General features: G+C 71.5%; 18 protein-coding genes and 2 pseudogenes. 4 read left to right on the plus strand and 16 right to left on the minus strand.

The window, feature by feature from the left end; genetic code table 11:
• Window positions 1–39 precede the first annotated feature (39 nt).
• Window positions 40–1,278, plus strand: a complete 1,239-nt coding sequence (locus tag ACIOHC_RS21610; protein WP_401843574.1) for a styrene monooxygenase/indole monooxygenase family protein — start codon at window positions 40–42, stop codon at window positions 1,276–1,278.
• Between the two features lie 209 nt (window positions 1,279–1,487).
• Window positions 1,488–1,640, plus strand: coding sequence for a hypothetical protein (locus ACIOHC_RS21615; RefSeq protein WP_351077858.1), 153 nt, complete (start codon window positions 1,488–1,490; stop codon window positions 1,638–1,640).
• A gap of 88 nt (window positions 1,641–1,728) precedes the next feature.
• On the opposite strand, the gene ACIOHC_RS21620 is transcribed toward ACIOHC_RS21615, so the two are convergent.
• The 5 genes from ACIOHC_RS21620 to ACIOHC_RS21640 all read right to left on the minus strand — a co-directional run bounded on the left by ACIOHC_RS21620 (window position 1,729) and on the right by ACIOHC_RS21640 (window position 7,906).
• The gene (locus ACIOHC_RS21620; protein WP_401843576.1) at window positions 1,729–2,907 is read right to left on the minus strand and encodes an NlpC/P60 family protein; all 1,179 of its coding nucleotides are present in this window, start codon (window positions 2,905–2,907) and stop codon (window positions 1,729–1,731) included.
• Between the two features lie 247 nt (window positions 2,908–3,154).
• The gene (locus tag ACIOHC_RS21625; protein WP_401843579.1) at window positions 3,155–5,749 is read right to left on the minus strand and encodes a PQQ-binding-like beta-propeller repeat protein; all 2,595 of its coding nucleotides are present in this window, start codon (window positions 5,747–5,749) and stop codon (window positions 3,155–3,157) included.
• Between the two features lie 93 nt (window positions 5,750–5,842).
• Window positions 5,843–6,109: a hypothetical protein gene (locus tag ACIOHC_RS21630; RefSeq protein WP_351077849.1), complete on the minus strand. Its 267-nt coding sequence runs from the start codon at window positions 6,107–6,109 to the stop codon at window positions 5,843–5,845.
• Between the two features lie 17 nt (window positions 6,110–6,126).
• Window positions 6,127–6,876 carry a TetR/AcrR family transcriptional regulator gene (locus tag ACIOHC_RS21635; RefSeq protein ID WP_351077846.1) on the minus strand — a complete coding sequence of 250 codons (750 nt, stop codon included), beginning with the start codon at window positions 6,874–6,876 and terminating at the stop codon, window positions 6,127–6,129.
• Between the two features lie 94 nt (window positions 6,877–6,970).
• Window positions 6,971–7,906: a diiron oxygenase gene (locus ACIOHC_RS21640; protein WP_351077844.1), complete on the minus strand. Its 936-nt coding sequence runs from the start codon at window positions 7,904–7,906 to the stop codon at window positions 6,971–6,973.
• 178 nt (window positions 7,907–8,084) lie between these two features.
• On the opposite strand from ACIOHC_RS21640, the gene ACIOHC_RS21645 reads away from it, so the two are divergent.
• Complete coding sequence (locus ACIOHC_RS21645) at window positions 8,085–9,206, plus strand: ferritin-like domain-containing protein (RefSeq protein ID WP_351077841.1); 1,122 nt, start codon at window positions 8,085–8,087, stop codon at window positions 9,204–9,206.
• On the opposite strand, the pseudogene ACIOHC_RS21650 reads toward ACIOHC_RS21645, so the two are convergent.
• From ACIOHC_RS21650 to ligD, 10 genes and pseudogenes are all read right to left on the minus strand, one after another.
• Window positions 9,198–9,377, minus strand: a pseudogene (locus ACIOHC_RS21650) (DUF3291 domain-containing protein); the annotation flags it as partial. The gene ACIOHC_RS21645 and the pseudogene ACIOHC_RS21650 overlap by 9 nt on opposite strands.
• A gap of 39 nt (window positions 9,378–9,416) precedes the next feature.
• Window positions 9,417–10,479, minus strand: a pseudogene (locus ACIOHC_RS21655) (amidase).
• Window positions 10,480–10,483: 4 nt separating this feature from the next.
• Window positions 10,484–11,941, minus strand: coding sequence for a penicillin-binding transpeptidase domain-containing protein (locus ACIOHC_RS21660; RefSeq protein WP_351077837.1), 1,458 nt, complete (start codon window positions 11,939–11,941; stop codon window positions 10,484–10,486).
• A 97-nt stretch (window positions 11,942–12,038) separates the two neighbouring features.
• On the minus strand, window positions 12,039–13,418 hold the full coding sequence (locus ACIOHC_RS21665) for an FtsW/RodA/SpoVE family cell cycle protein (RefSeq protein WP_351077836.1): 1,380 nt from the start codon (window positions 13,416–13,418) through the stop codon (window positions 12,039–12,041).
• 133 nt (window positions 13,419–13,551) lie between these two features.
• On the minus strand, window positions 13,552–14,865 hold the full coding sequence (locus tag ACIOHC_RS21670; protein ID WP_351077915.1) for a HAMP domain-containing sensor histidine kinase: 1,314 nt from the start codon (window positions 14,863–14,865) through the stop codon (window positions 13,552–13,554).
• Window positions 14,866–14,897: 32 nt separating this feature from the next.
• Window positions 14,898–15,647, minus strand: a complete 750-nt coding sequence (locus ACIOHC_RS21675; protein WP_401843583.1) for a hypothetical protein — start codon at window positions 15,645–15,647, stop codon at window positions 14,898–14,900.
• 179 nt (window positions 15,648–15,826) lie between these two features.
• Window positions 15,827–16,168, minus strand: coding sequence for a zinc-ribbon domain-containing protein (locus ACIOHC_RS21680; RefSeq protein WP_351077830.1), 342 nt, complete (start codon window positions 16,166–16,168; stop codon window positions 15,827–15,829).
• Entirely contained in the window at window positions 16,165–18,339 is a 2,175-nt protein-coding gene (locus ACIOHC_RS21685; RefSeq protein ID WP_401843585.1) for a PBS lyase, read from the minus strand. The genes ACIOHC_RS21680 and ACIOHC_RS21685 overlap by 4 nt, the downstream gene beginning before the upstream one ends.
• 220 nt (window positions 18,340–18,559) lie before the next feature.
• Entirely contained in the window at window positions 18,560–19,129 is a 570-nt protein-coding gene (locus tag ACIOHC_RS21690; RefSeq protein WP_351077825.1) for a WHG domain-containing protein, read from the minus strand.
• Between the two features lie 238 nt (window positions 19,130–19,367).
• Window positions 19,368–20,264, minus strand: a complete 897-nt coding sequence (gene ligD / locus ACIOHC_RS21695) for a non-homologous end-joining DNA ligase (RefSeq protein ID WP_351077822.1) — start codon at window positions 20,262–20,264, stop codon at window positions 19,368–19,370.
• A gap of 61 nt (window positions 20,265–20,325) precedes the next feature.
• On the opposite strand from ligD, the gene ACIOHC_RS21700 reads away from it, so the two are divergent.
• Window positions 20,326–21,408, plus strand: coding sequence for a Ku protein (locus ACIOHC_RS21700; protein ID WP_351077819.1), 1,083 nt, complete (start codon window positions 20,326–20,328; stop codon window positions 21,406–21,408).
• Window positions 21,409–21,513: 105 nt separating this feature from the next.
• On the opposite strand, the gene ACIOHC_RS21705 is transcribed toward ACIOHC_RS21700, so the two are convergent.
• The gene (locus tag ACIOHC_RS21705; protein ID WP_351077913.1) at window positions 21,514–23,772 is read right to left on the minus strand and encodes an ATP-binding domain-containing protein; all 2,259 of its coding nucleotides are present in this window, start codon (window positions 23,770–23,772) and stop codon (window positions 21,514–21,516) included.
• Between the last annotated feature and the right edge of the window lie 149 nt (window positions 23,773–23,921).

Consider the following 23,921-nt stretch of genomic DNA (forward strand, 5'->3'; position numbering starts at 1 on the left):
CCCTCCCGGCTCGCACGTCACACGTAACGGAGAACCGCGATGCGGAAGATACTCATAGTCGGAGCCGGCCAGTCCGGTCTCCAGCTCGCCCTCGGACTGCAGTCCAGAGGCTACGAAGTCACCCTCATGTCCAACCGGACCGCCGACGAGATCCGCTCCGGCCGGGTCATGTCGACGCAGTGCATGTTCCACACGGCGCTGCAGTACGAGCGCGACTACCAGCTCAACTTCTGGGAGTCCCAGGCCCCGCGCATCGAGGGCCTCGGCGTCTCGGTCGCCGCGCCGGACTCCTCGCGCGCCGTCGACTGGGTCGGCAAGCTCGACGGCTTCGCCCAGTCCATCGACCAGCGCGTGAAGATGGCCGGCTGGATGGAGACGTTCGCCCAGCGCGGCGGACAGCTCGTCATCCACGGCGCCGCCGTCTCGGACCTGGACTACTTCTCCCGCACCTACGACCTGGTGATGGTCTCGGCGGGCAAGGGTGAGCTGGTCTCGATGTTCGGCCGGGACGCGTCCCGTTCGCCGTTCGACGCCCCGCAGCGCGCACTGGCCGTCGCGTACGTCCACGGAATGGGTCCGCGCCCCGAGCACCCCGAGTTCGACGCGGTCCGCTGCAACCTGGTCCCCGGCGTCGGCGAGCTCTTCGTGATGCCGACACTGACCACCTCCGGCCGCGCCGACATCCTGTTCTGGGAGGGCATCCCGGGTGGCCCGATCGACGCGTTCCGGGACATCAAGGACCCCTCCGAGCACCTCGCCAAGACGCTGGAACTCATGGAGCGTTTCCTGCCCTGGGAGTACGCCCGTGCCACCAAGGTCGAACTGACGGACGCCAACGGCACCCTGGCGGGCCGTTACGCCCCGACCGTCCGCAAGCCGATCGGCCGGCTGCCCGGCGGCGGTCTGGTCCTCGGCGTGGGCGACGTGGTCGTCGCCAACGACCCGATCACCGGCCAGGGCTCCAACACGGCCTCCAAGTGCGCGAACTCCTATCTGAACTCGATCATCGAGCACGGCGACCGTGAGTTCGACGCCGAGTGGATGCAGGCCACGTTCGACCGGCACTGGGGGAACACGCAGCACGTCGTGAAGTGGACCAACGCGATGCTCGGTGTACCGCCGGAGCACGTGCTGAACCTGATCGGCGCCGCCGGCCAGCTCCAGCCGGTCGCCGACCGCTTCGCCAACGGCTTCAACAACCCGGCGGACTTCGAGAACTTCTTCTTCGACCCGGAGAAGACGAACGCGTACCTCGCGGAGGTGTCGGGCGCCGCGTAAGCGTCCGAGCTGCCAAGCGGCGGTCGACGTCGGTGAACGTCGGTGTCCGTGGGCCGCCTTCGGACGGCCCACGGACGGCCCGCTCGTCGGGCGGACCGCCACCCGCCGCGAGGCGGGACCCGGCGAGGGCGTCACGGACCGGGGCTCATGCGGGGCGTTACGGCATCGCCGCGCACCGTGCAGCCCTCCCGGAAATATCACCGCTCAACATGACCAGGACAACCACAGTCAAGGTGGGCGGCATGCAGGAGATCAGGGTTCACATCCTGACCCTGATGCTGGTGTGGGCCACCGTGAGGCAGAAGCCGGGCCCGCCCCGTCCGGCGCAGTGGATCGCCGTGTACGACGGCTTCAGGCAGTGAGCGGCCCACTGAACGTCAGGAGCCCCTCGTCTGTCGAGGGTTCGCAGGTGGGGCGCACGCGATCCCGGCGTGATGCACACGAAAGACCCTAGGTCTGGGGCGCCGACGACGAGCTGTATCCCGAGTCCGATCCGGCGGACGCGCTCTGCGGGAGCTGCGGCAGCTGGTAGGCGGAGAGCGGCTCGCTCTGCGGATCCGGCCGTACGGCGCCCAGCAGCGGATTTGACGCCACGGGCGAGACCTTCACCTGGGAGCCGGGCCGTGGTGCCTGGACCACCAGCCCGTTGCCGATGTACAGCGCCACATGAGTGGCCTTCGGGAAGTAGATCACCAGGTCACCGGGGCGCAGCGCGTTCAGCGGCACCTTCGGCAGCTGCCCCCACTGTTCCTGCGAGGTCCGCGGGATTGCCCGGCCCGCCTTCGCCCAGGCCTGCGAGGTGAGTCCCGAGCAGTCGAACGAGTCCGGCCCCTCCGCGCCCCACACGTACGGCTTCCCGATCTGCCCGATCGCGTACCTCACCGCCGCGCCGCCCGCCTCGGACGGTGGCCTGGTCGAGGACAGGGCGCCCGAGGTGACCAGGGCGCCCTGAGCCTTCGCCATGCCCTGCTGCTCCAGCCGGGACAGCTCGGCGAGCTGCGCGGCGGAGAGCGTGGCCAGCTTCGCCTCGACGGATCTGAGCCGCGACCGTACGTCGTCCCGCTGCTTCCTCTGCCTCGCGGCCAGGACCTGCTGCCGGTCCAGTACCTTGCGGGATTCGGTTGCCAGGTCGTGGGCGCGTTCCTCGGCGCCGGTGAGCCGCTTCACGGTCGCCGCCCGCTCGGCCGCCGCACGCCGCAGCACATGCTCCTGGTCCAGGAGGTGCTCGGGATCGCGGGCGAGCAGCAGCTGCAGGTACGAGGAGAAGCCGGACCGCCCCTGGTACTGCTCCCGGGCCAGCTGCCCCGCCTGGTCGTGGCTGTCGGACAGCGCGCTCCGGGCGGCGGCCAGGGAGGCGTTGAGCCGCTTCGCCTCCGTCGTGCGCTTCTTCAGCTCCGCCGCGGTCCCGTTGTACGTCTCGGTCGCCTCCTCGGTCTGCTGGTACAGCTTCTGAAGCTGGGTCAGCAGCTGGGCGACGCTCGTGTTCCCGGCCGTCGGGGCAGGGGCGGACGGCTTCGAGCTGCCGCTCCTCACGGGGTCCGGGACCACCGGCGCGGCAGCTGCCTGCGGGGTTACGAGGAGCGTGGCCAGGGCCGCGGTGCAGACCGCACACAGGACTCTGCCTGACACGACATCACCTCCGTTGACGGGGCGAATCACAGGGATACCCCAAAAGTGAGCGCAACGGAACAATACGGTCACTCGGTGTCGGGAGATGCAAGAACCCCGCGGTGTGGCGGCCCGGGGTTCGCCCGGAAGGCGGCGGGCGGATGCGTTCCCAGGGGCTTCGGGCAGGGGCTGCCCTTCTTCCGGAACGGACCGGACCGGACCGGGTCACGTTCGGACCGAGCCGGACCGGATCGGACCAGGGCAGCCGTCAGGCCACCGGGAACGCGTAGAAGATCCGGTCGCGCCGGACGACGACCGTTCTCCCGGTCGCCAGCACCCGGTACGGCGCGGTGACCGTGGGTCCCTTCGGGTCCTGGGACCCGATGTCCTGGAACTTCCACAGCCGCCGCCCGTCCTCCGCCGCGAACGCCGTGACCTGGGCCGTGTCCGCGGCCAGCAGCGTCTTTCCGGACGTGCTGAGCGTCACCGCGGGGGCGGCGGGGCCCGGTGCCGCCTCCGTCGAGCGCCGCCAGCGCAGCCGCCCCGACTCCCGCTCGACCGCCCCCACTTCCTGGTTGCGGTTGGTGGTGTGCAGCAGGGTCCCGGAGGCGACGGAGGTCCCGTACGCGGTCCCGGCGGTGCCGTTCACCGTCCACTTCGGCTTGCCCTCCGGGAGTTCGAACGCCTGGAGGTCGTCGCCCACCGCCGCGTACACGACGCCACGGTCGTCGCCCATCGCCGCGGCGTCGGGTGCGACCGCGCCGAACGACCTGCTCCACAGCAGCTTCCCGGTCTTCCGGTCGAAGCCCCGGAACACGGCTTTCCCCTTGGCGGACTTCACGTCGCCGGAGGTGAGGGTGGCCGGGCTCTGACGTACGACGAGGTCGTCCCGCCCGACCGCGATCAGCCGGTGGACGGGGGCGGCGGGGCCGCGCCCGGTGGGTACGACGGTCCGCCACAGCTCCTTGCGCCGCAGGATGTCGTAGGCGAAGAGATAGGACCTGACCACCTTCTGGTCCTTGCCGCGCTTCTTGCCCTTCTTCGGGGGCGGGGCCTTGACGGTGACTTCGTTCGAGCCGGTGAACCAGACCACCGGTCCAAAGCCGCCGACGATCTCCGCCATCGCGAGATTCGGCACCCCGCTGAACTGGTCCGCGTAGCCGACCCGGTGGGCCACCTTGCCGTCCTTCGGCGACAGCCACAGGAACTCGGACGGGCCGGCGACGAAGCAGAGTTCCTTCCCGGCCGGCAGTGCGGCCTGCCCCTTGGCGGCGTCGGCGCTCTCCCAGACTCGGCGCCCGGTGCGCAGATCGACGCCGGCGGCCCCGTTCTCGCCGGTCAGCACGAGCAACCGGTCGTTCCAGAGGGCGGCGGTGAGCGGTGACGGTTCGGCCGCCGGGTGCGTGTACACCCAGCGCGGCTGCGGGGGCAGCCCCGCGACGGCGGGGCCGCTGCGGCTCGGCACGGGCTTGGGGTCGTCCGTCGTGCCGCCGTCCCCGGACCCGAACGCGAGCACCCCGCCTCCGCCGACGACCAGCCCCGCGGCCCCGGCGGCGAGCCCGATGAACAGACCGCGCCGGTCGACGGCGGGGGAGGGGGAGGGCGTGGGACGAACGGGGACCGGCAGCGGCACCGGCGGGAGTACGGCGGGGAGCGCGACGGGGGGGTCGGCGGGCGTCCCCGCGCCGGGTCCGGTGAGCTCGCGCGGAACGGACAGCTGGGTCGTGGGCCGGTCGGTCCTCGACGCCCGGCGCCCGATGTCCCCGAGCTGCGCGGTACGGGTGTCCTGGGCGGGGAGGGGCTCCACGGCCGGGGCGGGTCCATGGGCGGCCGGGCCGACCGTCCCGTCCGAGGGCGTGGTGACGGGAGTGTCGGCCGACTCACCGGCCGGTGCGGCATCCTCGGGTCCGTCGACGGCTCCGTCGGCCGGTCCGCGCACCTGCGCATCGACCGGATGACCGGTAGCGGCCAACTCCTCTACTCGTACGCCCTGTTCCTTCACCGCGGCCGCCACCTGCCCGGGCAGCCAGCCGCCCTTCGCCGAACCCGCCGCTCCCTCCAGGGCGAGTTCCGCCGCGACCGTTCCCGCAGTCGGCCGGTCGGCCGGGTCCTTCGCCAGACAGCGCGCGATCAGACCGCGCAACTGCGCCGGTACGGCGCCGAGTTCGGGATCGGTGCGGGCGATCCGCTCGGCGCCCTGTGCGGCCGGACCGTCGGCGAGCGGGGTCGTGCCGGTCGCCGCGTACGCCAGCAGCAGGCCCAGTACGAAGAGATCGGAGGCCGGCCCGGGTTCCTCGCCCTCGACCTGTTCCGGGGTGAGATAGCCGAGTCGTACGGACAACTGCCCACCGGACCGGGCCTCGGCGGCTGCCGCGGCGCCCAGCGGGCCGAACGCGGTGAGCCGCGGCCCGTCCTCGGCCAGCAGCACCGTCCGGGGGGCGAGGCCCTGGAGCACGGCTCCGGTGGCGTGCACCCGGGAGAGCGTCTCGGCGATGCCCGCGCCCAGTATCCGTACGGCACGCTCGGGGAGCGGACCCGTGACCTCGATCGCCTCGGCGAGCGTCAGAGCGGGGGTGTAGGGGACGGCCGTCCACGGCGGGACGTCGTCCGCGTCTTCGGGACCGCCCAGCGGCGGCTGGACCCAGCCGCCCGCCAGCCGCTCCGCGGTGCGGGCCTCCGCCTGGAAGCGGCGCCGGAAGGCGGGCAGCGCGGCGAGCCGGGGACGGGCGGCGGTCACCACCACGGGTCTGTCGTCGGCCGGGTCGTGTGCGAGGTACTGCACGGCGCTCGCGGTCTCGCGGAACCGCGCCAGTACGGCGTACGGACCGATGCGGCGTGGATCGTCCTGACGCAGCGCCTCCATGGCGCACCCCCTTGCTGACCGTGCCCGGCACCAGAGCGTCGATCTTAGACCGGCCGGTCCGAGCGGCCTCGCGGCCGCGCGGGCCCGCTTTCCTCAGTCCGGCTTCGACCAGGGCCACTTGGGGCTGTGCCGCTCACGGCCCTCGGGGGCGTACTCGTACACCCAGCCGCGCGGGATCCCCAGCCGCTTGGAGTGACCGGCCGGGACCCTGCGGTACGTGTACACGGTGGCGGGTCCGCCGTCGGCGGCCGGTACCGGGACCTCGTACCACTTGGGCGGATGGCCGGTCGGGCCGACGAGGACGGGCAGGACCCGCCCGTCCAGGGGGCCGCCGGTGAAGGGGGTGTTCTCGCTTCGCACCGTCCCAGTCTGACCGATCAGTTCTCGGGCAGCAGATGGGCCGCTCCGCCGACCACCGGGATCAGCCGCTCCGCCAGCCGTCCGGCCGGGCCCGCGGCGGTCTCCAGCGGCAGCAGCTCCGTGACCGTCGAGGCGGTCTCCGGGTCCGTCGCCGCCGTGGCGGCCAGCAGCACGATCAGCTGGTCGACCAGCCAGTCGCGCAGATCGGACGCGGCGGGCCGCTTCCCCTCGTCCAGCCAGATGAGTGACGCCGCCTCGACGGCCGCGATCCAGGTGCGCACCATCATCCGCAGCCGGGGCCCTGGAGCCGTGCCGTCCCGGCCCAGGTGCAGCAGGATCTGCTCGGCCGCCGCCCGCCGCACCTCGTCGACGATCGCCGTCGTACGGGAGGTCCCGACGACACTGCCGCCGCGCAGCAGTGCGCTGAACCCGGCGTCGTGCTCGTCGACGAAGGCGAGATAGCGGTCGAGCACCCGCTGCACACGCTCGGTCGGCGGTCCCGCGGGCGGCTCGCTGAAGCACAGGATCAGCTTCTCCGCGGCGGAACGGAGCGCGGCCTCGTACAACTGCTGCCGCCCGCCCGGGAAGTAGCGGTAGACGAGGGGGCGGGAGACCCCGGCGACCGCCGCCACCTCGTCGAGCGAGACCTCGTCGGGGGCCCGGTGGGCGAAGAGGGTGAGCGCCGCACCGAGGAGCTGGGTGCGGCGTTCCTCGACGCTGAGCCTTCGGTAGGCGCGGGTCGGCGGGGTTGTGGCGGCGGAGGTCATATGTCGAAGCCTAAGGGCCGTCCCGTCACCCCCGGCGGGTGCACGACGACGGCTACGGCACAGGCCATCCGATCCGAGGTCACCCGACAGGCTCTCAGGCCAGCAGGCCCGAGCTCTTCCACAGCCTGCGTCCCACTCCGTTGAGCACCCCGATGTCGTCGAGGAAGTCCGTCAGCCGCTTCGCGCCGCTCTGCATCACCTCCGCCCGGTGGCCGCTCGCCTTCACCTGGGCGACGGCCTCGCGCCGGTCCAGGCCGACGTTCTCGTAGGCCTGTGGATTGATGAAGCAGACGCTGAAGACCCGGGCCGCTTCGCCGCAGCTCACCCGGGTGAGCTCGCGCTCCCAGCGAGGGGCGGTCACCATCTGGCGGCGCAGCTCCTCGCGGGCGTACCGGACGTGCCGGGCCTCCTCGACTACATGGATGCGGGTCACTCCGCGCACCAGCGTCTGGACGCGCTCGTCCGGGAACGTCAGCCGTTGCATCCAGTCGAGGATCTCCTCGCCGAGCAGGGTCGCCGCGAACGAACCGGGCGTGGTGGAGATGGTCTTCAGTACGCGTGCGAGGTTGTGATAGACGCGCGGCACGGGGTAGTCGGGCGTCCGGCTCCACTTGATCATGCGGCCGAACATCATCGAGTGCCGGCACTCGTCGGCTATCTCGGTGAGCGCGTATCGGACGTGGTTGCTGGTCGGCGGCCTGTCGTAGATGTGCCGGACCAGCAGCTGCATGAGGATGATCTCGAACCAGATGCCCAGCGAGGCCAGTGATGCCGCCTCGTGCCTGGACAGGTCCATCCGCTGCTCCTCGGACATCTTCCGCCACAGCGGGGTGTCGTAGAGCGAGACGAGCTCGGGCGGCCAGAACCATTTGCCGTCCTCGGTCGGCGCGTCCCAGTCGAGTTCCTTGTCCGGGTCGAACGAGTGCTTGGCCGAGGATTCGAGCAGCCGCTCGGCGATCTGTTCGCGGTCCCGGAGCGGGCCGAGTGCGTCGCGGAGCAATCGCACGTCGCGTTCGGACACTGTCGTCATGGCTGGGGGCACCTCACATGTGGGTTACCTACGGTCACTTCTTATGAGACTGCTCGTCAGCAAGGCCGTCAATCCCTTGCGCGTCACTTGTTGACCCGGTGTCTAGCAACGTGTGAACCTGCCAACTGAGGCAACCGCCGCGGAACTTATCGGAGCACGCAAGGCGAAGGAGCCGTCCGTGTCGACACACGACCTCTACACCACCGCCCCCGACACGCCGCTGTGGCAGGTGCCCGCCTCCGGCGCCGCCCGCTTCAGCTGGGACTACGACGACGGCCGCGAACGCCTGCTCGCCCTCTACCAGAAGGGCAAGGACAAGCAGTGGGACGGCAACAAGCGCATCGACTGGTCCCTTGAGGTCGACCCCGCCGACCCGCTCGGCACCCCCGACGAGGCCCTCACCCTGTACGGCACCCCGCACTGGGTGAAGATGACCGAGAAGGACCGGGGCGAGCTGCGCAAGCACTACACCGCCTGGCAGTTCAGCCAGTTCCTCCACGGTGAGCAGGGCGCCATGGTCTGTGCGGCCAGGATCGTGGAGTCCGTGCCCGACCTGGACGCGAAGTTCTACTCCGCGACCCAGACCATGGACGAGGCCCGGCACGCGGAGATATACGGCCGGTTCCTGCACGAGAAGGTCGGGATGCTCTACCCGATCAACGACAACCTCCAGGGGCTGCTCGGCGACACCCTGCGCGACTCGCGCTGGGACATGCCGTACCTCGGCATGCAGGTCCTCATCGAAGGGCTCGCCCTGGCGGCGTTCGGGATGATCCGCGACACGACGAACAAGCCGCTGCCCAAGCAGATCCTGGCGTACGTCATGCAGGACGAGGCCCGGCACGTCGCCTTCGGGAGGATGGCGCTGCGGGACTACTACAAGCAGTTGAGCGACGCCGAACTGCGCGAACGCGAGGAGTTCGTCATCGAGGGCTGCTACCTGATGCGGGACCGGCTCCGGGGCGTCGAGGTGCTGGAGAACTTCGGCATCGGCAGGCAGGAGGCCGACGCCCTCGCGGAGCAGTCGCCGTTCCTGCAGCTCTTCCGCAAGCTGCTGTTCAGCCGGATAGTGCCGTGCGTCAAGGACATCGGCCTGTGGGGCGAACGGCTTCAGAAGGCCTACGTCGACATGGGCGTCCTCGAACTCGGCGACTCCAGCCTGGACCTGCTCATGGCCGAGGACGAGGAGACCGCCGAGCGACTCGACCGCGACCGGTTCGCGGCCGAGGAGCAGGCCAGGGTCGCCGAGGTCGAAGAGGCGATGGCGCAGGGCGCCGCGGCGGACCCTTCGGCGCCATGAGGCGGCGGGCGCGGCCACCGGGGGGCCGCCTTCGTCGGCGATCGCGTTCACCGGGTCGAGGGCGTCGACGAAGTCCTTCGGCTCGGGGGAGTCCAGGGGGAACCCGAGGTGGGCTGTGTTCACCTGGGCCAGTTCATGGCCGGTGCCGGTCCGGCGGTCGCCGAATGTCATGGCCGCGCGCCGACGGCCTGGTGCACGACAGAGAGTGGTTCAGGCCGTGATCAGCGCGCTCTCCACCGCACGGGCCATTCCGAGCAGCGAGACGTCCGCCCCGCGCTCCGCGACCAACTGGAGGCCGACCGGGCAGCCGTCCGCCGTGAATCCCGCGGGCACGCTCGCGGCGGGATGCCCGCTGAGGTTGAACGCCCAGGTCAGCGCGGTCGAGTAGAGCTCGCCCGGACCGTCGTGCCCATGCGGGCGGTTGGGGGTGGTCGGGGGTGAGCAGCAGGGGCGTACGGGCGAACAGGGCGTCGAGCCGCAGGTCGTTCTCGCGTCGGAGCTCCGAGGCGGCCGGGGTCGGCTCCCCGCTGCGGACCGCCTGCCACGCCTCTCGCGGATCGAGCAGCCCGCACGTACGGTCCACGAGCCGCACCACTTCGGCCGTCACGAGCCGCCGCACCGCCCGCCGGACGACGGCCCCGACCTCCGGGTCGACCTGCGCGTACCCCAGGTCGGGGCTGAACACGGCAGGGACGGGAAGAGCCGCGGTGGCCGGTTCGTAGTCGTCCAGCACACAGCGCAGGAACGTCTGGGCGTGCACCGCCGAACGGGCCAGCACCCCGGCGGACGCGAGCCCGGACCGGTCGGGCGACGGCAGCAGGCCGTTCGTCGTCTTCAGGCCGAACACCCCGCACCACGCCGCCGGAATCCGGACCGACCCCGCCCCGTCGCTGCCGGTCGCCAGGTCCACCAGATCCGCCGCGACCGCCACCGCCGAACCGGCCGAGGAGCCGCCCGGGGTGCGGTCGGGACGCCATGGGTTGACCGTACGGCCGTGCGCGCCCAGCCCCCACGTCTGCCAGGGCGTACCGGGGCCGGGCACCGAGGTCGCGCCGACCGGGAGGCCACCGGCGGCGATCAGCCGCCGAGCCGTGTACGAACGGATGCCGACAGGGCCCTTGACCGCGAACGGCATTCCGCCCAGCGGGAGCCGGCGCGCACATTCGGCCCCGGCGGCCACCCTCTCGTGCCACACCTCGATGAACGCGCACAGGCGCGGATCCTCCCGATCGATCCGCTCCAGTGCCGAGGCCGCCCCACCCGCATCCCTCACATGCTCAGCCTCCCAGAGCCGCCCGCATGACGGAACGGGCGATCGGGGCCGCGCTGCCACCGCCGCTGATGTCGGCCCGGTCGGCGGCGGCGTCCTCGACCACCACGGCGACCGCGACGGCCGGCTGCCCCGAATCCGGCGCCTGCGCCCAGGAGATGAACCAGGCGTACGGCCTGCCCGAGTTGTCGATGCCGTGCTGCGCGGTGCCGGTCTTGCCGCCGACCGTCACCCCGTCGATGGCCGCGTTGGACCCGGTGCCCTGCTCCACGACGTCGACCATCATCCTCCGCAGCTGCGAGGCCGTCCGCGGGTCCATGGCCCGGTGGTAGGTGTGCGAGCCTTCGCGACGGACGGTCGAGCCGCCTCTCGTGGTCGTACGGTCGACCAGATACGGGTACTTGAGGTCGCCGCCGTTCGCCACGGCCGAGGCCACCATCGCCATCTGGAGCGGTGTCGCCGTCGTGTCGAACTGGCCGATCGACGAGAGCGCCAGTTGGTCGTCCGACATGTGTGTGTCGAAGTTGCTCTTCGCCACCCCCGACGGGATCTTCAGCCCGGTGTCGTTGAAGCCGAACTTCCGCACCGCGTCCACCATGCCCTTCAGTCCGACCCGTACCCCCAGTTCCGCCATCACCGTGTTGCAGGAGACCCGGATCGCCTCGGCGAGCGGGGCGTTCTCGCAGCCTTCCGCCTCGTTGGGCAGTGTGGTCGTCGTGCCCGGCAGCACATAGGGGGACGGGGTGTCGGTCTCGGTGTCGGGATCGGTGACGACGCCCGCGTCGAGCGCCGCCGCCGCGGTCACGATCTTGAAGGTGGAGCCCGGCGGATAGGTCTGCCGGATCGCCCGGTTCAGCATGGGCTGGCTCCTGTCCGCGTTCAACCGCCGCCAGGCGTCGGTCACGGAGGAACCGGTGCCGGAGAGCAGCCCGGGATCGTACGAGGGGGACGAGACCAGCGCCAGGATCCGGCCGGTCGACGGTTCGACGGCGGCGACCGCGCCCCGCCGTCCGCCGAGCCCGTCGTAGGCGGCGCGCTGCACCGCGTCCTTGATGGTCGTGACGACGTTGCCGCCGGGCTGCCGGCCGCGGGTGATCTCGTTCCACAGCGGGAGTGGGGCGAGCATCGGGTCGGTGCCGGAGAGGATCTCGTCCTCGGCGTGCTCGATCAGGGTCGTGCCGTACGTCTGCGAGGCGTAGCCGGTCACCGGCGCGTACAGCGGGCCGTCCTTGTACGTGCGCTCGTAGGCGAGCTGCTCACCGGTGTTCTCGGAACCGGTCACGGACTTGCCGCCGACCAGGATGTTGCCGCGCGGCTGGTGGTAACGGGCGATCGTGAGACGGCGGTTGGCCGGATTGTCGTCCAGACTGTCGGCCTCGAAGACCTGGATGCGCGCGGCGTTCAGCAGCAGCGCGACGAGCAGCAGCAGAAGGAGCGCGGCGGCCCGGCGGATGTAGCGGATCACGGCCTGACCTCCGGGGCCGGCGGCGGGTGGGGGGTCTCGGCTCGCGGGTGCGGCGGCACCGCCCGCTGGTGCGTGCGGACGGCTCGCGGGCACGGGGTCACGGCTCGTCCTCCGCCATCGGTGCGACGATTCCGGTCTCCACATGTTCGGGGTGAGGTCTGCGGGCCTGGTCGCTGACCCGGATCAGCAGCGCCACGATGATCCAGTTGGTGACGACGGACGAACCGCCCTGGGCGAGGAACGGCATCGCCATGCCGGTCAGCGGGATCAGCCCCATCACCCCGCCCGCGATCACGAACACCTGGAGGGCCAGGATCGAGGCGAGACCGATCGAGAGAAGTCGCCCGAAGGGGTCGCGCAGGGCGAGGCCGGCCCGGTAGCCGCGGGCGACGAGCAGCGCGTACAGCAGGAAGACCGCGGTCAGCCCGGTCAGCCCGAGCTCCTCGCCCGCGGTCGCCAGAATGAAGTCGGACTTGGCGGCGAAGCCGATGAGGATGGAGTGCCCGAGCCCGAGCCCGGTGCCGAGCATCCCGCCCGCGGCGAACGCGAACAGCGACTGGGCCAGCTGACTGGGTCCCTGGCCCGCCTTGATGGTGGCGAACGGGTCGAGCCAGTCCTGGACCCGGCTGTGCACATGCGGTTCGAAGGAGCCGACCACGAACGCGCCGACGGCGGCGAGCAGCAGGCCGACCGCGATCCAGCCGGTCCGGCCGGTCGCCACGTACAGCATGATCACGAAGAGGCCGAAGAACAGCAGTGACGTGCCCAGATCGCGCTCCAGGACCAGCACACCGACGCTGAGCAGCCAGATAGCCACGATCGGGCCGAGCACCCGCCCGGTGGGGAGCTGGAGCTTCCAGATCCTGCGGCCGGTGTGGGCGAGGGCGTTGCGGTTCGCGGCGAGATACGCGGCGAAGAACACGGCGAGCAGGATCTTGGCGAACTCGCCCGGCTGGAAGGAGAATCCGCCGACCCGGATCCAGATCTTGGCACCGTTCACCGCGGGGAAGAAGATCGGCACGATCATCAGGGCCAGGGCGGCGGCGACCGAGAGATAGGCGTACCGCTGGAGCACCCGGTGGTCGCGGAGGAAGACGACCACCACGATGAAGAGCGCCACCCCGAGCGTGGACCAGATCAGCTGGGTGGGGGCCGCGTGGTCCTTCGGAGTCTCCAGATCGAGCCGGTAGATCAGCACCAGACCGAGTCCGTTGAGCAGTACGGCGATGGGCAGCAGCAGCGGATCGGCGTACGGGGCCCGGAAGCGGACCGCGAGATGGGCCAGAAGGGCGAGCAGCCCCAGGCCCGCGCCGTATCCGGCCACATCGGGCGGGACCGCGCCGTTCCTGGCCAGGCCGACGGCGGCGTAGCCGTAGACGGGGACGAGGACGGCCCCGATGAGGAGCAGGAGCTCGACCCCGCGCCGCTTGGGCAGGCGTGGGTCGGGCGGGGGTGCGTCCGCCGTCGTTGCGGTCATGTTCCGCAACGTAGCAAGAGGTGGTGTCTATTTCTCTTATGTCATAGCGGGTATGTCTGGATATCCGTAAAGATGTGCTCGGTGTCCGGTATCGGTGCGGTGCGGTGCGGTGCGGTGCGGCGCCGAAGCGCCGTCACTGCTCGTGACGCGGAGAGGAGTCGGGATCGTCGCGGCTCCGGGCGCCCCCGTCGTCGAGCGGTACGTACTCGGGGAGCGTCAGCCGCGCCACCGCTCCGCCGTCCGGGGCGTTGGAGAAGTCCAGACCGGCGCCGATCGCCGCCGCCTGCCCGACGGCGATGGTCAGCCCGAGACCGTGTCCCCTGCCGCCCTCGGTACGGAACCGCTGCGGACCGTCCTCCAGCAGGTAGTCCGGAAAGCCCGGCCCGTGATCGCTTACGGTCACCGTCGGCCCGTCGACCGTGAGTACCACCGGGGGCCGGCCGTGCCTGTGCGCGTTGGTGATCAGATTGCCCAGCACCCGCTCCAGGCGGCGCTTGTCGGTCTCGACCCGCACGGGCACGTGCGGGCCTTCCCGGCCGCCCTCCATGGAACGGACCGTGGTCTTCGTCCCGGAAGCGCGCACCACGCGCTCGACGAGCGGTGCCAGTTCGTGAACGTCGAGATCGACCTGTTCCGTACGGGCGTCGAGCCGGGAGATCTCCAGCAGGTCCTCCGTCAGTGCCCGCATCGCTTGGACCCGGTCCCGCACCAGCTCCGACGGCCGCCCCGGCGGCAGCAGTTCGGCGGCGGCCGAGAGGCCGGTCAGCGGAGTGCGGAGCTCATGCGCCACATCGGCGGTGAACCGCTGCTCCGTCTGCAGCTTGCGCTGGAGCGTGGACGCCATCGTGTCCAGCGCGCCCGCGACGACCGCCACCTCGTCCTGGGGGCGCGAGGGGTCCGCCGTGCGCGGGTCGTCGACGCGGGCGTCGAGGTCGCCCGCGCTGATCCGGCCGGCCACCCGGGCCGTCTGGTGCAGCCTCCGGGTGACCCGGGTGACGGCGAACGCGCCGACCAGCAGCGTGGCCCCGGTGGCCAGCAGGGAGGAACCGACGATCGCCCCGTCGAGATCGTTGATCGTGCGGGCGCTCTGGCTGTAGTCCACCGCCGTGGCCAGCGCGCGGCCGTCGGCCGGAGCCGCTGCCCACATGGCCGGACGCCCGTCGTGATAGGCGACGAGCGTGCCGCGTCGACCGCCCTCGGCCAGTGTGCGCAGGGAGTCGGGCAGCCCCGGCGGATCGATGCCGGAACCCGGGGGGAGCGCCTCGCCCGTCTCGTACGCGACGGTGACGTCCGCCAGTCGCGACAGCGCCTTCTCGCGGGCCTGGCTGACGGTCTGATGCGTCACCTCGCCGTGGACCAGCACGCTCAGCAGTGCGGCGAGGGCGCAGCACATCACGGTGATGAAGACGGCCGACTTCCAGGTGAGTGTCGCGGTCCAGGAAGGCATGCGCGGCCCGCGCCGCGCCGTCCTGTGGCGGCTCACCGGCGCTCCGCGGAAACGCCGGCGGACGGCTTGGCGGTCGGCGGGGCGGTCGTGGTGTGCGGTCGAGGGGCCGGGGACGGAGGCGTCCGCAGGATCTCGTCCCGGGTGGGCAGCATCGCGCGCTGCCGGCTGTCCCAGGACCAGGCGGTGCGGTACTCGTAGCCGGTGATGGCCGACGGGGCCCGCATGATCAGGTCCCGCCCGGCCAGCTGGACGCTGATCACGGCGTCCGAGGTGGACAGGATCCGGGTCAGGCCGCCCCCCTCCGGCATGTAGACCCGTACGGAGAGCTGGTGGTCCGGCAGCCGGATGCCGACCACCAACTCGTCCTTGCCGTCGCCCGTCAGATCACGGAAGTAGGGCCGCAGCACGGGGCAGGAAGCCGGATCGGAACGGCACGCGCCGATGAGGCGGACCGTTTCGGCCGGCAGTTCGGCCGCGCCGCTGGAGCGGTCGGGCCGGGCCTTCAGGCCGGCCTGCACCACCGCCACCGGATCCAGCCGGTGCACATCGTCGTCCGGCACCTTGATCCCAGGGATGCGCGCGGTCTCGCCCTCGCCGTAGTCGTACGGCGCGGCGGAGGCGGGCGGCAGCTCGGGCCAGAGCAGGGCGGGCCCGACGGCGGCCGGAGCCCGCCCGGCGCTCTGCAGCCCGCCGCCGACACCGCAACCGGCCAGCAGTGCCGCGCCGACGGCGACCCCGACGGCCGCCGCGGCGCGGCTTCGCACCCGGCGCTCCCGACGCATGACACCCTCCCTTCCCGTGGTCCATACCTCATAGACCTTATTCGGAAGGAAGTCCTTTATGCCTATTTAGTGCTGAGAAGCTACCGGGAGCGGCCGTCCGAACGGTGCCGGGAACGGCTGTCCGGCCGGTGCGCGGCACCGGGAGCGACCGCCCGCGGCACCGGTGCGGAAGTAACGGTTCAGCGCTGGTAAGGGTTCTGGCCCTGTCCGCCCGGCGCGTATCCCGGCTGTCCCTGGCCCTGCCCCTGAGCCTGCGCCTGCCCGAACGGATTGCCGTCCTGCGAGGCCGCGTGCTGCGCCAGCAACTGCTCGGCCTGCTCCTTCGCGATCTGCTGCTCCCCGCCGCAGAACGTGCACTGGGTCGCGAACTTCGTCGAGAACGGGAACAGCGGCACGAAGAACAGCGTGAACTTGGTGACCCGCTTGCGGAGCGTGTGCGCGGCCGGATTGCCGCACCAGCCGCAGACCAACGTCATGATGGCCAGCTGGTACAGATATCCCCGCGTACCGAAAATGATCACGTGGTGGGTCCCTTCCCCGTCTTTCCCTGGAGTGCCTGCCGGCAGAACGCCAGCAGCCTTTCGTCGTCGTATGTGTCGTGACTGCCGAATCCGCCGTCCATCGCGTTGTGGCGGCGTACGGAGGCGAGCTCGGCGCGCAGCGCGTGTGCCGCGTCCGACCCTGCACCAGCGACACCCTTGCGCGCCAGGCATTCCGCCACCCGGACCCGGACATGGCGGTTCTGCTCCCAGGCCGTCAGGAGCACCGGCACGGACTCCGCGGCCCGCCCCGACACGTCCCACAGCGCGATCGCCGCGTCCACCCGGAGCCACGGCTCCTCGTGCCGGAGCAGTGCGCGCAGCCGGGGAGCCGTCACCGCCGCCCGCGGCCCGAGCCCGCCCAGCGCGTTCAGCGCGGAGCGCCGCTCGTGGTCGCGCTCCGCCTGCAGGCCCTCGATCAGCACCGGCAGCACGGCGTCGGCGTCGCCGTCGACCGCCCACAGGGCCTGGGCCGCCTCCGTCGCCGAGGCGGCTCCCGGACGGTGCAGCAGTGTGCGCAGTTCCGGTGCCGCGGTGTGCGCCGCGGGCCCGAACGATGCGAGCGCCCGCAGCGCCGCCGTACGCAGCCACCCGCCCCGGTGGTCCGGCGCGCCGCGCAGCACCCGCAGCACCTCGGGCACCGCCTCGTCCGCCCGCAGCGCGGTCAGCCCCGCGAGCAGCGGACCGGCCCGGTCGTACGCCCGCTCGTCGAGCCGGACCTCACCGAGCCTGCGGCGCAGCACGGCGGTCAGCGGGACGGCCGCCGCTCCCATGTGGTCGATGGCGGAGCCCACGTCGTGCGGCACCTCGGGCCGCTCCAGCGCCGCGGCCAGCGCGGGCACGGCACGGGCGTCGCCCAGCCGGGCCAGCGCCTTCACGGCGCTGCCGAGCCCCGGAGGCCCGCTCGGCCAGTCCTGCACCCAGGCGCCGGGGTCGGCCGCCACCCGCGCCGCCAGCGCGTCGGCGGCGGGCGCGGCGAGCCCGAACAGTTCCTCCAGCACATGGGCGGCGGCCTCGGCCAGTCGTGGCTCGGGGGTGGCGAGCTGCTCACCGACCAGCCGGACCAGCTCCTCGTACGAGCCGCGCCAGGCCCTGATCAGCCCGCTGCTCATCCGGAGGGCGTCGATCCGCTGCCGGTGGTCGGGGCTGCGCAGCTGATGGGTCAGCAGCGCCGTCCGCTCGGCGACCCGGTCGTCGAGCCCGACGTGCAGGGTCCGCAGCAGATCCGCCGTCCAGGGAGCGGTGCGCCCGGACGCCGTCTCCTCGTCGGACAGTGCCCGCAACTGTCCCACCATCGTCACCGGCGCGGTCCGCTCCTCACCGGTCGGCTCACCGGTCCCGGACGCCTCGGCGTGCGCGTCGACGGCCACGACCGCTTCGGCCGGACCGGCCTGCGCATCGGCCTCGGGGGCCGCGCCGGAGCGGCGCCGGGGCGCGGGGTGCAGCTGACGCAGCAGCCCCGTCACCACCCGTACGACATCGCCCGGCAGCGCGTCCGGCGCGCACCGGGCCAGCTGCGCCAGCGCGGCGAGCCGCAGTCCCGGCGGGAAGCCCTCACCGGCCAGCCGGGTCAGCCAGTCGGCCGCCTGTCCCGCCAGCCCGCGATGGCGCAGCGCGACCCGGCCGGCTGCCTCGACCAACGCGAGCCGCACCTCCTCGGCGGGCTCCACCGGGAGCCGCTCCCGCAGCAGCGCGAGCACTCGCGCCGGGTGGCTGTGGAGCGCGGCGAGTGCCAGGGGTGCGGCGAGCCGTACCCCTGGGTCCTCGTCGGCCATCAGCTCACAGAACACCCCGGAACCCGCCGCGACGGCGGCCGCCGCCATCGCGTAGTTGGCCGCTCCCTCGATCTCCTCCTCGTCCAGATCGTCCTCGTCCAGATCGATGCCACCTATGCTGGTGAGCAGCTCGACGATGCTGCCCCGGTCCGCAATCCCCGGGTCCACGGCCAGCTCGAAGAGAAAAGGAATGCAGGCCAGCGTGCAGGCATACACATCACCCTGGTGGTGAACGGCCCCGTACATGCCGTCCAGCGCCACCTCGCGCTCCACCGGATCGGCGGACGCCAGACCCCGCAGCATCGTCGGCACATCATCGGCAGGCCCGTAGGCATGCTCCATAGAGGTCCAGTCGACCTCGTCGATTCCTGCGAACACGCCATCGCCTCCCCACGCACTTCCACGAAGCAGTGTCTGCGAGGAGTCTGCACCACCGCTCGGACGATCCGCCCGCCACATGCGGTCATTTCCTTACGGACATGACAAAGATCCATGTCATGCGCTATTGGCGTGCCGAACCGGAACGTCCTCTTCCGACGACGACGGCGCGGCCGTCGGTGCGGAGGTGGTCACGACCTCGGGCCGCCGCGGGCCGCGGTCACGGCGCCGGCCAGTTCCGCAGCAGGGCGTCGAGAGCGTCCAGGGTCCTCGACCAGCTTTCCTGTGAGTCCGGAGCACTGTGGCTGAACCCGCCCGCCAGCTCCAGGCTGACGTAGCCGTGAAAGACGCTGCCCAGCAGCCGGACCGCGTGCGTCTGGTCCGGCTCCGTCAGGTCGTATCCCCGCAGGATCGCCCGCGTCATCTGCGCGTGCCTGCCGCCGGCACTGGCGGCGGCCGCCGCCGGGTCGAGCCTCAGCCGCGCCGCGGCGTAGCGGCCGGGGTGCTCGCGGGCGTAGTCGCGGTAGACGTTCGCGAAGGCGACCAGGGCGTCCTTGCCGGCCCGCCCGGCCAGCGCGGCGGCGCCGCGGTCGGCGAGCTCCTCCAGCGCGAGCAGGGCGATCCCGGTCTTGAGGTCCTGGGAGTTCTTCACGTGCGAGTAGAGACTCGCCACCTTGACATCGAACTGCCTGGCCAGCGCCGAGACCGTCACCTGGTCGAAGCCGACCTCGTCCGCGAGTTCCGCGCCCGCCCGGACCAGACGTTCCGTGCTCAGCCCCACGCGTCCCATGCCCGCCCCTTCTCTCGGCAGATTCAATTGTGCATATGCCTAAAGGTTATAGGTAAATTGGTCTACTCTTTAAAAAGTCGCCGAATCGGCACGAGAGGACGTCCGCCCGGCGGTCCGAACCCCTCCTTCCGGGGAAGCGGACCCGGCCGGGGGCGGGAGAGCAGGGAGACGGGCCCGGTGCCGTGGCCGGAAAGATCTGCCGGGTGTCGTGAGCCGCTGAACCTGTCGGGCCGCGGTACTAGCGTGCGACCGGCAGCGGCCGCGCCCGGTCCGGATCGACGAGCGGCCCGAGCAGGTCCCCGTACCGCTCCAGGCGTCCCCCCATGTCACCGGCGAGGAAGGTCAGTTCCTCCGGCGTCCGGCACTCCTCGATCTCCGGCCAGGTGACGGGCGCGGAGACGGTCGGTTCGGGGCGGGCGCGCAGCGTGTAGGGGGTGGCGGTCGTCTTCGACGCCGCGTTCTGGCTGAAGTCGACGAAGACCTTCCCCGGTCGCAGCGCCCGCGTCATCCGGTGCACGACCAGCTTCGGAAGCTCCTGCTCCGCCTCGACGGCCAGCCCCTTGGCGTAGGCCGACACCCGATCGGCGGGGGCCGGCTCCAGCGGTACGAGCAGATGCAGCCCCTTCGACCCGGAGGTCTTCGCGTACGCGGACAGCCCGTCCGCCGCCAGCCGCTCGCGCAGCCACACGGCCACCGCGCAGCACTCCACCACGGTCGCGGGCGCTCCGGGGTCCAGGTCGAACACCATCCGGTCGGCCGTCCCGGGCGCATCGGTCCGCCACTGCGGGGTGTGGAACTCCACCACCAGGTTGGCCGCCCACATCAGTGAGGCCAGATCCTGTACGACCACCTGGCGGGCCGACTTGTCCTCGCTGCGCGGCACCGGGGTGGTCCGGACCCAGGACGGCGTGCCCGGCGGCGGGTTCTTGGTGAAGAAGCGCTGACCGTCCGGTCCGTCCGGATAGCGCAGGAAGGACACCGGCCGGTCGCGCAGATGTGTCAGCAGGGCCACCGCGGCGGTGGCCGCGTAGTAGTGGAGCACCTCGCCCTTGGTGGTCCCGGTGGCCGGGTACAGGACCTTGTCGAGGTTGCTGAGCGCCAGCCGCCGCCCCTCTACCTCTGTGATCGGCGTCATACGATAAGAATCACATGCATTTCGGATCTACAGGTATTCATGCGGATGCAAGGGGTGAACAGTGAGGTCCATCTGGAACGGTGCCATCTCCTTCGGGCTGGTCAGCATCCCGATCAAGCTGGTCAACGCCACCGAGAACCACTCGATTTCCTTCCGCCAGATCCATCTCACCGACGGTGGCCGGATCCGCTACCGAAAGGTCTGCGAGATCGACGAGGAGGAGGTCGCCGGGACCGAGATCGGCAAGGCGTACGAGGACGCCGACGGCTCGATGATCCCGATCACCGACGAGGACCTCGGCTCCCTCCCGCTTCCCACCGCCAGGACGATCGAGATCGTCGCCTTCGTGCCGGCCGCCTCGATCGACCCGCTCCAGATGGACGCGGCGTACTACCTCTCCGCCAACGGGGGCCCGGCGGTCAAGCCGTACACCCTGCTGCGTGAGGCGCTGAAGCGGAGCCGGAAGGTCGCGGTGGCGAAGTACGCCCTGCGCGGCCGGGAACGGCTCGGCATGCTGCGGGTGGTCGACGACGTGATCGCCATGCACGGCCTGCTCTGGCCGGACGAGGTCCGCAGCCCCGAGGGCGTCGCGCCGGAGGTCGAGGTCACGGTCCGCGAAGCCGAGCTCGACCTGGCGGACGCATTGATGGCCACGCTCGGAGAGGTCGACATGGACTCGCTCCACGACGACTACCGGGAGGCGGTCGAGGAACTCGTCGCGGCGAAGGCGGAAGGCCGCGCCCTGGAACCGGTGGAGGCGGAAGTGCCCGGCGGTGGCAAGGTCATCGACCTGATGGCGGCCCTGGAGAACAGCGTCCGGGCCGCGAAGCAGGCCCGTGGCGAGAAGTCGGAGGAAGTGTCCGGTGGGAAGCGGGAGGCGGCGAACGCCCCTGTCGCCAAGGTCACTTCACTCGCCGGCCGCAAGAAGTCCGGTGGAACCGGGGCGAAGAAGAAGGCGGCCCCGTCCGCCGAGAAGACCGCTGCGAAGAAGGCCACGCCGAGCAGGGCGCCCGCCAAGAAGACCACGGCACGGTCGACGGCGAAGAAGTCGGCCACCAAGTCCACGGCGAAGAAGACCACCGCGAAGTCGAACACGAAGTCGACGGCGAAGAAGGCGGCCCCGCGCAAGCGCGCCTCCGCCTGACCGGCGCCCGGTGTGCGGTGATGCCCGCGGCTGTCCGTCCTGCCGTGCGGCGACGCCCGCAGCTGTCCGTCCTGCCGGGCGCCTGCCGCGCGGCGACGCCCGCAGCTACCCCTCCTCCGCTTCCGTCGGTGCCGGTGCGAAGCCGATCAGTCCGAGCCGCCGGGTGGCGCGGGTCAGCGCCACGTACAGGTCGTTGACGCCGCGCGGCGAGCCGGTTCTGATCCGCTCCGGCGCCACGACGATCACCGAGTCGAACTCCAGCCCCTTGGACTGCCGCGCGTCCAGCAGGACGACGGGGCCGGTCAGGTCCGGTTTCGGGCCGTGCGACGCATCCGGCATCGCGTCGGCGAGCGCGGCGTGCAGTTCCGGCGGTGCGATCACCGCGACCTTCCCCTCGGCGCAGCACTCCTTGGCGACGGCTTCCGACGTGGCATGGACCAGCTGTTCCGGTTCGACCACCATGGTCCACGGTCCGACACCGGTCGAGCGCACCGACCGGGGCGGCTCGAAGGCGGGGTCGGCATCCCTGCGGACCTCGGCGGCGACCTCCATGATCTCCGCCGGGGTGCGGTAGTTGACGCCGAGACGGGCGTGCTGCCAGCGGTCACCGACGTACGGGCCGAGGATCTGCTCCCACGAGTCGGCACCGGCGGCGGAGCCGGTCTGCGCCGGGTCGCCGACCAGCGTCATGGAGCGCGTGGGGCAGCGGCGCATCAGCAGCCGCCAGGACATCGCGGAGAGCTCCTGCGCCTCATCGACGACTATGTGGCCGAAGGCCCAGGTCCGGTCGGCCGCGGCCCGCTCGGCGGCGCTGCGGTGGTCCGTCTCCTCCTGGCGTTCGGCGAAGCGTTCGGCGTCGATGATGTCGTGGGCGGAGAGCACTTCCGCGTCGTCCTCGCTGTCGAAGTCGGTGCTGCGCGAGCCGAGGGAGAGGTCGAGGACGCCCTGGGCGTAGGCGATCCGCTCCCGGCGCTCGGCCTCCTCGGCGGCGCGCAGGGCACTGTCGTCCTCGCCCAGCAGCTCGGCGGCCTCATCGAGCAGCGGCACGTCGGCGGCCGTCCACTCGGTACGGTCCGTCAGGGCGGTGGGGTCGACGCCGGGGCGGCGGATCAACGCGGCCTCCGCGGGGGGCAGATGGGCGGGCCGGGCGAGGAAGTCGGCGACCAGCCCCTGAGGGGTGAGCCGAGGCCACAGACTGTCGATCGCGGCGTGCACCTCGTGGTTGGCGGCCACTTCCTTGCGGAGCTGCTCGATGTCGGAGGCGTCGAGCAGGTTGGGGCCGCCGAGCGGGTCGGCGCCGATGAGGTCGGTGAGCTGCTCCGTCAGCGCGTCGATGATCCGGGCGACGAAGTGGCGGTGGGCGAGGTTGTGGGGCAGTCCGGTGTCACGGGCACCGGCCCGGGCGCGGGCCGCCGTCGCGCGGTCGAGGACCAGCTTCTCCCGGCCGTGACCGACCTCGATGGCGGGATCGGGCAGTTGCTGCCGCTCGGCCACAGCCGTGCGCAGGATGCCTGCCATCCGGGCGTCACCCTTGACGGCGGCGGCCTCCGGGCTGTCCGTTCCGGTGGCCTGTACGCCGGGAAAGAGCTCGCCCACGGTCGCCAGCAGTACGCCCGTCTCACCGAGAGAGGGCAGCACATTGCCGATGTAGCCGAGGAAAGCTGGGTTGGGGCCGACGATCAGCACCGCGCGACGGGCCAGCTGCTCGCGGTGGGCGTACAGGAGGTAGGCGGCACGGTGCAGGGCGACCGCCGTCTTGCCGGTGCCGGGGCCGCCCTCGACGACGAGGACACCTCGGTGCGGGGCGCGGATGATGTGGTCCTGCTCGGCCTGAATGGTGCGCACGATGTCGGTCATCCGCCCGGTGCGGGTCGCGTTCACGGCGGCGAGCAGGACGGCGTCGTCGTTGGGGTCCTCGAAGCCGGTGCGGAGGCCGGGCTCGGTCTCCTGGAGATCCAGGATCTCGTCGTGCAGAGCGGTGACCCGGCGCCCGCGCGTGGTCAGGTGCCTGCGGCGGCGGAGGCCCATCGGCGTGTGGCCGGTCGCCAGATAGAACGGGCGGGCCACCGGTGCGCGCCAGTCGATGAGCAGCGGCGTGTGCTCCTCGTCGCTGATTCCCAGACGGCCGATGTGATGGTGCTCGCCGTTCCGCAGATCGATCCTGCCGAAGCAGAGCCCGGCCTCCACGGCGTTCAGCGCGGCGAGGCGGTCGGACTGCTCCGCGACCGCGATATCCCGCTCCAGCCGGGCCTGCCGCCCTTCGGCGGCCTGGCCCAATGAGGCCCGGACGGCTCCTTCGGCCCGTTCCCGGAGTACGTCGACACGCATGTGGAGCAGGGTGATGAATTCCTGTTCCCGCGCCATTTCTTCGCTTGACAATTGCACTCCAGACCCGATAGTATGCGGATATTGAATAGCTCTGCGATCCCATTGTGCAAGCCATATAAATATTCAATATACGCAGACAGGTGACCCGGACGTCAATTTCGTCCGGGATTTTTTTATGAGCTCTG

It is taken from the genome of Streptomyces sp. NPDC088252, assembly GCF_044740965.1.
Lineage (GTDB): Bacteria > Actinomycetota > Actinomycetes > Streptomycetales > Streptomycetaceae > Streptomyces.

Coding starts and splice junctions, on each gene's coding strand:
- ACIOHC_RS21675 (WP_401843583.1), bottom strand. CDS start 15,647: ATGCGTCGGGAGCGCCGGGTGCGAAGCCGCGCCGCGGCGGCCGTCGGG.
- ACIOHC_RS21705 (WP_351077913.1), bottom strand. CDS start 23,772: ATGGCGCGGGAACAGGAATTCATCACCCTGCTCCACATGCGTGTCGAC.
- ACIOHC_RS21625 (WP_401843579.1), bottom strand. CDS start 5,749: ATGGAGGCGCTGCGTCAGGACGATCCACGCCGCATCGGTCCGTACGCC.
- ACIOHC_RS21665 (WP_351077836.1), bottom strand. CDS start 13,418: ATGACCGCAACGACGGCGGACGCACCCCCGCCCGACCCACGCCTGCCC.
- ACIOHC_RS21635 (WP_351077846.1), bottom strand. CDS start 6,876: ATGACCTCCGCCGCCACAACCCCGCCGACCCGCGCCTACCGAAGGCTC.
- ACIOHC_RS21610 (WP_401843574.1), top strand. CDS start 40: ATGCGGAAGATACTCATAGTCGGAGCCGGCCAGTCCGGTCTCCAGCTC.
- ACIOHC_RS21615 (WP_351077858.1), top strand. CDS start 1,488: ATGACCAGGACAACCACAGTCAAGGTGGGCGGCATGCAGGAGATCAGG.
- ACIOHC_RS21640 (WP_351077844.1), bottom strand. CDS start 7,906: ATGACGACAGTGTCCGAACGCGACGTGCGATTGCTCCGCGACGCACTC.
- ACIOHC_RS21670 (WP_351077915.1), bottom strand. CDS start 14,865: ATGCCTTCCTGGACCGCGACACTCACCTGGAAGTCGGCCGTCTTCATC.
- ligD (WP_351077822.1), bottom strand. CDS start 20,264: ATGACGCCGATCACAGAGGTAGAGGGGCGGCGGCTGGCGCTCAGCAAC.
- ACIOHC_RS21690 (WP_351077825.1), bottom strand. CDS start 19,129: ATGGGACGCGTGGGGCTGAGCACGGAACGTCTGGTCCGGGCGGGCGCG.